The 8231-nt window shown below is 30.2% G+C and carries 10 protein-coding genes; 8 read left to right on the forward strand and 2 right to left on the reverse strand.

What is annotated here, in order from left to right; genetic code table 11:
- Positions 1-138: 138 nt before the first annotated feature.
- Positions 139-726 (reverse strand): HD domain-containing protein, encoded by a 588-nt coding sequence (locus B5E48_RS12790; protein WP_087305473.1) that lies wholly within the window; start codon positions 724-726, stop codon positions 139-141.
- 301 nt (positions 727-1027) lie between these two features.
- Between B5E48_RS12790 and B5E48_RS12795 the strand changes: the two genes are divergently transcribed.
- A complete protein-coding gene (locus B5E48_RS12795) occupies positions 1028-2203 on the forward strand; it encodes a MalY/PatB family protein (protein ID WP_158097301.1) in 1176 nt (391 codons plus the stop codon).
- A gap of 10 nt (positions 2204-2213) precedes the next feature.
- Positions 2214-2687: a Cys-tRNA(Pro) deacylase gene (ybaK, locus tag B5E48_RS12800; RefSeq protein ID WP_087305488.1), complete on the forward strand. Its 474-nt coding sequence runs from the start codon at positions 2214-2216 to the stop codon at positions 2685-2687.
- 22 nt (positions 2688-2709) lie between these two features.
- Here ybaK and B5E48_RS13925 read toward each other — a convergent pair whose 3' ends face one another.
- Positions 2710-3429, reverse strand: a complete 720-nt coding sequence (locus B5E48_RS13925; protein ID WP_241146984.1) for a metallophosphoesterase — start codon at positions 3427-3429, stop codon at positions 2710-2712.
- A gap of 239 nt (positions 3430-3668) precedes the next feature.
- Between B5E48_RS13925 and B5E48_RS12810 the strand changes: the two genes are divergently transcribed.
- The 6 genes from B5E48_RS12810 (at position 3669) to B5E48_RS12835 (ending at position 8089) form a co-directional block, all read left to right on the forward strand.
- Entirely contained in the window at positions 3669-5363 is a 1695-nt protein-coding gene (locus B5E48_RS12810; RefSeq protein ID WP_087305477.1) for a phospho-sugar mutase, read from the forward strand.
- Between the two features lie 191 nt (positions 5364-5554).
- Positions 5555-5875, forward strand: coding sequence for a hypothetical protein (locus B5E48_RS12815; RefSeq protein WP_087305478.1), 321 nt, complete (start codon positions 5555-5557; stop codon positions 5873-5875).
- Between the two features lie 25 nt (positions 5876-5900).
- Entirely contained in the window at positions 5901-6257 is a 357-nt protein-coding gene (locus B5E48_RS12820) for a hypothetical protein (protein ID WP_087305480.1), read from the forward strand.
- Positions 6258-6284: 27 nt separating this feature from the next.
- On the forward strand, positions 6285-6602 hold the full coding sequence (locus tag B5E48_RS12825; RefSeq protein WP_087305482.1) for a hypothetical protein: 318 nt from the start codon (positions 6285-6287) through the stop codon (positions 6600-6602).
- A gap of 85 nt (positions 6603-6687) precedes the next feature.
- Positions 6688-7275 (forward strand): DUF1349 domain-containing protein, encoded by a 588-nt coding sequence (locus B5E48_RS12830; RefSeq protein ID WP_087305484.1) that lies wholly within the window; start codon positions 6688-6690, stop codon positions 7273-7275.
- Positions 7276-7288: 13 nt separating this feature from the next.
- Complete coding sequence (locus B5E48_RS12835; protein WP_087305486.1) at positions 7289-8089, forward strand: Cof-type HAD-IIB family hydrolase; 801 nt, start codon at positions 7289-7291, stop codon at positions 8087-8089.
- Positions 8090-8231: the final 142 nt, after the last annotated feature.

The raw sequence follows: 8231 nt of genomic DNA on the forward strand, positions 1-8231 counted from the left end.
TCACCGAACAAAAAAGAAAGACATATAAGGAAAATAGTACAAATTTATCAATTTGCATAAAAAATAAAAAGAAGTGGTAGATTTAATAAAAAATTCTACCACTTTGTCAACAGCCTGAACAAGCTAAGCTTGTTTTGATTAAGAATGATTTTTTCCTTCCATAAAATAAGTGGCTTCCATATCGGCAGTAGATAAGGCAAAAGCGAGTGGAAACATTTCAAAAGCAGCACCTACATTTCTGGCATCTTCATTACCAGCAAACCCCATATGATAACGAATCGCAAAGGCTTCTTCTCTTGTTAAACGCATATAGCCACTAATCATATAAACACTTTTTTCTCCATGACCATAAGGCAATGTATCTTGAAATTCATAAAAAGGCACTTGAATCCATTGTCCATTTTCTTTGACATTTCTCATACTTTGTTTATAACAGTTAATTTTACATAAATCATGAAGCAAAGCAACAATAGCGATAGTTTCTTCATTATAATTCAAATGGTATGTTTTTTGAACACGTTCACGTGATAAATAGTCTTTTAGACAATCATAAACATTGAGGCTGTGTTCAAGTAGACCACCTTCATAATTACCGTGATATCTTGAACTGGCAGGGGCTTCAAAAAAATCAGAATTACGTGATAATAAAAATTCTAATAATTTTTCACTTCCATCACGATGAATTTTTGTTTTATAAATTTCAATAAATCTTTCTTTGTTTGTCATTTTCTCACATCCTTGTTTACATTATAACAAATAATCATCATAAATTTGATGATTTAAATAGATTTTTTATGATTTCTTTAAGAATAGTTATCATAGAAATGATTGTAATGATAAATATCAGTGTTTTCAAAAAAAGTGGTATAATCTTTTGAGAAAATCAATTTGAAGTTTTAAACAAAAAAAGATGATAAAGATTCAAGTGAGAACTGTTTATTGCTTGTCACACGAAAACGGCTTATAATAACATATAGGCCGATGTATTTTTTGTGGAAAGATATTGATTATGAAGGGAGATAAAAGAATGAAAAACGATTTTGGATCAATATTAGAAAGAAGACATAATGGTTCTATGAAATGGGAAGCTCCATATATCAATAAGAGATTCCAAACTCATTTTCAAACTGAAGATCAGTTTTATCCATTATTTATTGCGGATATGGATTTTAAGATGGATGAAAATGTACAAAAGAAATTAATGGAATTTGTCAGTGAGGGAGATTTAGGCTATTTTCATGTCCAGGATAGTTTTTATGAAAGCATTATTCAATGGTATGATGAAATTCATCATATTCATATCAACAAGGATTGGATTCTTCCATCTATTGGAACAATTACATCACTACATTTATTAACTGATTTATTCGCAAGAAATCAAAACATTTTAATTATGACACCTGTCTATGGACCATTTTATAATTGTGCTCAAATTGGGCATGCTTATAAGATGCCATTAAAAAATAAAAATCAGGAATATTTGATAGACTATGATGAATTGGAAAAGATGTTAAAATTACATCAAATTGATGTCCTGTTGTTCTGTAATCCACATAATCCTGGAGGTAAAGCCTGGTCATATGAAGAACTTAACCAATTAGTTCAATTATGTAAAAAATATCAAGTCATGATTATCTCTGATGAAATTCATGGCGATATCCTTATATCAGATAAAAAATTTGTTTCTCTTATCCGATTTTTTGATATTTATAATCAGATTATTGTATCATCATCGCCAAATAAAACATTTAATATTTCAGGATTATCAACATCTTTTACAATCTGTAAAAATGAAGATTTCAATAAACAATTTAATGATTATCTCTCAAAACTTCATATAGGTCCACAACGTATTGGTATTTATATGATTGAAACTGTTTATAACGAGGGGAAACAATGGTATTATGATTTATTAGAATATCTTCGTCAAAATATTAATATGACAATGGAATTACTAGAAACAACAGATATGAAAATCATGAAACCAGATACAGGATATTTAATATGGGTTTATTTACCAAAAATAGCCAATATTGATCAGTTTGTTATTGACTTGGCTAATGAAACACATGTGTTATTGGAAACAGGAAGCCGTTTTATTGATAATTATGAGGGATGGGTACGTATTAATACAGCAACAAATTCAGATTTATTAAAAGAAGCAATGATGCGATTTATTGAATTCTATAAATCATATAAGTAATGGTGTAAAAATGAAAAAGATTAAAACAAATGTATTAAGGTTATTGGATCAGCAACATATCAATTATGAAACACGTGAATATGAGTATGATGACAATCATTTATCTGGTGAACATATTGTTCATCAGTTAGATTTAGAAGCAGATGAAATCTATAAGACGCTTGTATTACATGATCATCATGAATATTTGGTTTGTTGTATACCAGTCATGGAAGAAATTGATTTAAAAAAGCTGGCGAAAGCCAGTGGACATAAAAGTGTTGAAATGCTTCATCAGAAAGATTTATTACCATTAACAGGATATATGCGTGGTGGGTGTTCTCCTATTGGCATGAAGAAAAAGTTTCCTACTTATTTTCAGGAAGATATCTTGCTGTTAGACAGAGTCGCAATCAGTGCAGGAAAAAGAGGTTTACAGGTGATTTTAAAACCTCAAGATTTAATCCAATATGTCAATGGTCAATGTGTAGATGTGATAAGATAAAAAAGCAAGGGATCCTTGCTTTTTATTTATGAGTGATTTCAATGATTTGATGATAAAGAATATGCATACTTCCTATATCTTTATCTATATGATAATGACCTAGATACCAGGCTTGAAATTGTATGGTCTTTTTAAGCAAATATAAGACACTATGAATATCTTCATATTCACCACCATAAACAGTCATATCACAGCTATCATAAAATCCTAAATATTCTTTAATGTCACGAGGAGCATCGTGACTTAAAATATAATTAACCTGATTGTGATATTTCTTGAGATTATTGAGGGCATGGTTGACTTCTTCATGTGTTGGCAATTCTCCTTTCCACCATGAAATGCCTTCTTTTCTATAAACACGATCAGTTGAATAGCCACCACCAAAAGCTAAGAAAGTTTGATTGTTAAGTGTAAAGATTTCACCACGCATCAAATGAAAAATACTATTATTGATTTTATGAATACGTCCACCCTTCCAGTTTTCAATAGGATATGTTTTTAATAAATCATGATTTTCATGATTGCCATCAACCCATAATGTTGTCCAAGGCTGCTCATCGAGCCAGTTTTGCCACCAGCGATCAGATCCAGCTAACTCACCACCCCAGACACAGCCAAAATCGCCACAGATCATCACATAGTCATCTTTGGTTAATGTTTTTCCTTCAGGGAAGTTCTTTCTTGCAAGTTTTTGAATATCATATGAGCCATGAGTATCACCAGTTATAAAAATTCTTGACATATTATAACCTCGCTTTCTTTTCATTATTATATCATCATTTTATATGATTGATTTTATTTTTTTATGTTTGAATATCTCTTATGAAAAGTGAAAAAACACATAAATAAAACAAAAAATGATAGTGGTTACATAAATTTGTGAAAACTATTATTTTTTAATGAAAATGTTTACATTTCAAAGTGGGTTTTTATGGCGTTGATATTTAAGATTTGATATAATAGAAGCAGAGGTGAAACAATATGGATTATAAAGCAAATTATGAAAGATGGTTGAATCATCCTGCAATGGATGCAGCCACAAAAATGGAATTAACAAACATGGGAGAAAAAGAAAAGGAAGATGCATTCTATACAAATGTTGAATTTGGTACTGCTGGTATGAGAGGTATTTTGGGACCTGGAACAAATAGAATGAACATCTATACTATTAGAAAAGCAAATGTTGGTTTTGCAAAATATGTATTGGGATTAGAAAACGGAAAAGAAAGAGGCGTAGCTATCGGTTATGATAACCGTCATATGTCTTATCGTTTTGCGATTGAAAGTGCTAAAGTTTTAGCAACTTATGGTATTAAATCATTTATTTTTGAAAGTTTAAGACCTACACCAGAATTATCTTTTGCGGTGAGATATTTAAAATGTGCTGGTGGAATTATGATTACTGCATCACATAATCCTAAAGAATATAACGGATATAAAGTTTATGATGATACAGGATGTCAGCTAATTCCAGAATGGGCAGATGAAGTTGTTAAATATGTTAATGAAGTTGAAGATGAATTAGATATTCATGTATGCAGTGATGAAGAAGCTTATCCATATATGACATGGATTGGTGAAGAAGTTGATGAAGCATATTATGAAGCTGTTATGGGTATTGAAATTAATCCTGGTATGGATAAGAGTGGATTTAAAATTGTCTTCTCTCCACAACATGGAACAAGTAATATCCCTGTCAGAACTTGCTTAGGACGTTTAGGATATGATGTTGTGCCAGTATTAGCACAATGTGCTCCTGATCCAGATTATACAAATACAAAATCTCCTAACCCTGAAGTGGATATGGCTTATGAATTAGCTATCATTAAAGCTAAAGAAGTTGATGCTGATGTTGTAGTTATCTGTGACCCTGATGGAGATAGATTAGGTGTTGTTGCTAAACATGATGGAAAATATGTATTGATGAGTGGTAACCAATCAGCTGCCGTTTATCTTGAATATATTTTAAGTCAAATGAAAGAAAAAGGAACATTACCTGATAATGCTGTTATGTATAATACCATTGTAACTTCTGATTTAGGTGAATTAGTAGCAAGAAGCTATGGTGTTGATGTAGAAAAAACATTAACTGGATTTAAATTCATTGGAGATAAGATTCGTAAATATGAAAAAACTGGAGAAAAACAATTTGTCTTTGGTTATGAAGAATCTTATGGATGTGTTGTTAAAGATTTCGTTAGAGATAAAGATGCAGTACAAGCTGTCTTAACTGCTGCTGAAGCTGGTAACTATTACAAAAAACAAGGTAAAGATTTAATTGATGTATTAAATGAATTATATGCGAAACATGGTGCATTTAAAGAAAGTCAAATTGCTTTATCTAAAGCAGGAGCTGCTGGAGCTGCAAGAATTAAAGAAATCATGGATAATTTAAGAAAAGATGCACCTACTGAAATTGGTGGTGTTAAAGTTGTTGCTGTTGAAGATTATCAGACAAGTGTAAGAACTGAAAATGGAAATGAAACAACTATTGATTTACCAAAATCAAATGTATTGAAATATTATTTAGAAGATGGTTCTTGGATTGCTGCTAGACCTAGTGGAACTGAACCAAAATGTAAATTCTATTTCTCAATCAAAGGTGCAACTGTTGATGATGCAACTGCTAAAACAGAAGTATTCCAAAAAGATATGATGAATATTATCGGTGAATAATACAAAAAGACAAAAACGTTGATTTTATCAACGTTTTTTATCTTGTAAAATATTTTAAAATTGAAGTTTTGTAAAAATAAAAGTCATTGCGATTTTTCACTTTTTATGTGGTTGAGAATATTGATTGCTATTATTTATTTAGGGTGTCATAATATTCTTAGAAGATGGATTTTTTAACAGGAGGAATATTTATGTCAGTAGAAAGAGGTGTAGCCATTGCTATTGGTTTTATGATGATTTGTGTATCAATCTATTATTATTTTTCTAAGAAACCAGTGACTATATATAACAATTCAAATCCGCCAAAAATAAATCAGATAACGAATATTCGATCATATAATCATGCAACATCACGTTTGATGTTGATTTATGGTATGGTTTTCATTTTTGAAGGATTGATGATTCATGGCAAGTTAATCTGTTTCTTTCTTGTTATTTTGACAGTCATGCCAGGAATAGTTATAGTCATAGCTATCTATGAAAGTGTTATTTTAAAAAAGTACTTAAAGTGATGAATTATGGAAAACTGATATCATCATGACTGACTCTTTAGATATAAAAAATCCACTTTTATGGATTATGGACATGCTTGTTTATGCTGAAAATAATTATTACCAAATTTATGTATTTTCTGATTTTTTTGAAGAAAGTATTGAAAACATAAATGATCAAAGATATCTGATATTATGGAAAATATTTGAAGATATGATTTATAATGAAAAGTTTTATAAAATAGGAGAAGTCATATTTGAATCAGAAAATAAAGAATACCTTAATAATGATTGGACGCTCATGTCTAAAGATAAAAAATGGAATAGCGCAAGATTGAAATTAAGAGGATATTTAGGACTGATTGCTAATAAAGAATTGAGAAGAAAAGTATTTGGTTTTTAATAAAAATAAAAAGGAGATCTGATAATCATGAAAAATTATCAAGAAAAGATGTTGAAACTTCAAAAAGAACTTCTGGAAATTGAAAAAGATAGAATGAAAGGGAATCAAGGTTATTCTATAAAAGAAGTTGTTCAAATGATGGATAACGCTATTAATGAAAAAGTAGATGCTGTTTTTATAAATATAGAAGTATCTGAAAGAAAAGAACAGTTACTAGATTTACGTGTAAGTGTCTTAGAAGCTGAAGAAGAAAGACTAAATGGAGAGTGTACAATAAATATTTCTGAAGCTAGAAAAGCTCTTGTGAATAGAAGAAACATATTACGTATAGATAATAATCAATAGAAAGAGGTGGCATTGTCATCTCTTTCTATATATAATAAATTTAGTGTATATATTAGATGAAGTTAATGAAGGGATATGGTAAATAATGGAATTTGATTTTAACAAATTAGAATGGACTAGGAAACCTCAAAAATATGATATTCAAGATCAGAAGATTATCATAACAACAGAACCTGAAACAGATTTATGGCAAAGAACATACTATGGTTTTAGAAATGATAATGCTCCTGTATTACAGATGAAAACAAGTGAAAAATATTTTTCATTTATTGTAAAAACTGAATTTAATAGTAAAAGAAGATTTGATCAATGTGGTGTTGTCATGTATTTAAATAGTGATAACTGGTTAAAAGCTTCTATTGAATATGAAAATGAAGAGTTTCAAAGACTAGGGAGTGTTGTAACGAATCGTGGTTATTCAGATTGGGCCACAACAGACATTGATGCTTCTATTCATTCTATGTGGTATCGTTTGAGTCGAAGAGAATCAGATTACTGTATTGAATGTTCAACTGATGGAGTTCATTTTAAGCAGATGCGTATTTGTCATATGTGGGAAGGGACAGATGAAATTGAGTTTGGTATTTATGCATGTTCACCAGAAAACTCATCTTTTGATGCTGTATTTTCTCATATGGAAATGATAGAATGCCAATGGCAAAAACATCAATAAGGAGGAAAATGGTATGAAAGCTATTGAATTGGTACTTGTGGATATAGATGGAACATTATTGAATGACCAGGGAATGGTGACACCCAAAACAATTGAAGCTATCAAAAAACTTAAAGACAAACAGATTTTATTTGGAATTGCGACAGGAAGAACACCATTTGCAGTCAAACATCTCATTAAAAAGTGGAAAATTGAACCTTATGTGGATGTGATTATGGGATTTAATGGTGGATGTTATTTAGATATGAGAACACAAAAGATGTCATCTTGTTATTTGTTGGATGGAAAGTTTATTCCTGTTATACTAGAAGCATTTCAAGAATTTGATTTTAATGCAGGCATCTATGATCAGGAGTCCTTCCATGTTTTAAAAGAAGATCATTTTGCGATTGAGATTGCGAAAAAGAATCAATTACCATTAGTTGTAGATGGCTTAACACCGTATTATCATAAACAAATAGAAAAGATGATTTTCATGGCTGATAAAGAAGAAATTCAAAAGATCAGTCAACATTATCATCACATTGACCATCCATATTATCGAGGAGTGCAATCAACACCGATATTATTTGAATTTTTAAATCCTGAACTTTCTAAATCAAAAGGTATTGAAAAAATGTGCCAAGAATTAAACTTATCTACAGATTGCATTTTAACATTTGGTGATGAACTCAATGATTATGAAATGATAAGAGATTATATTGGAGTGGCCATGGCAAATGCAAATCCAAAAATTAAAGACATTGCGCAATATACAACAACATCCAATAATGAAGATGGTATTGCAGTATTTTTAGAAAACTATATTTTATAAAAGAAAAAACATGAGATTTTTCTCATGTTTCAGGCTGTTGACAAAGTAAAAAAGTCAACAGCTTTTAGTTTTCAAATGAAAGAATATATGGTATTATATCCATTGTCGTGGATGACTTCTTTCCAAGTACGCAAACTTTGAG

Origin of the sequence: Massilimicrobiota sp. An105 (assembly GCF_002161155.1) — a bacterium.
Lineage (GTDB): Bacteria > Bacillota_I > Bacilli_A > Erysipelotrichales > Coprobacillaceae > Allocoprobacillus > Allocoprobacillus merdigallinarum.

Coding starts and splice junctions, on each gene's coding strand:
- B5E48_RS12790 (WP_087305473.1), bottom strand. CDS start 726: ATGACAAACAAAGAAAGATTTATTGAAATTTATAAAACAAAAATTCAT.
- B5E48_RS12795 (WP_158097301.1), top strand. CDS start 1,028: ATGAAAAACGATTTTGGATCAATATTAGAAAGAAGACATAATGGTTCT.
- ybaK (WP_087305488.1), top strand. CDS start 2,214: ATGAAAAAGATTAAAACAAATGTATTAAGGTTATTGGATCAGCAACAT.
- B5E48_RS13925 (WP_241146984.1), bottom strand. CDS start 3,429: ATGTCAAGAATTTTTATAACTGGTGATACTCATGGCTCATATGATATT.
- B5E48_RS12810 (WP_087305477.1), top strand. CDS start 3,669: ATGGATTATAAAGCAAATTATGAAAGATGGTTGAATCATCCTGCAATG.
- B5E48_RS12815 (WP_087305478.1), top strand. CDS start 5,555: ATGTCAGTAGAAAGAGGTGTAGCCATTGCTATTGGTTTTATGATGATT.
- B5E48_RS12820 (WP_087305480.1), top strand. CDS start 5,901: ATGACTGACTCTTTAGATATAAAAAATCCACTTTTATGGATTATGGAC.
- B5E48_RS12825 (WP_087305482.1), top strand. CDS start 6,285: ATGAAAAATTATCAAGAAAAGATGTTGAAACTTCAAAAAGAACTTCTG.
- B5E48_RS12830 (WP_087305484.1), top strand. CDS start 6,688: ATGGAATTTGATTTTAACAAATTAGAATGGACTAGGAAACCTCAAAAA.
- B5E48_RS12835 (WP_087305486.1), top strand. CDS start 7,289: ATGAAAGCTATTGAATTGGTACTTGTGGATATAGATGGAACATTATTG.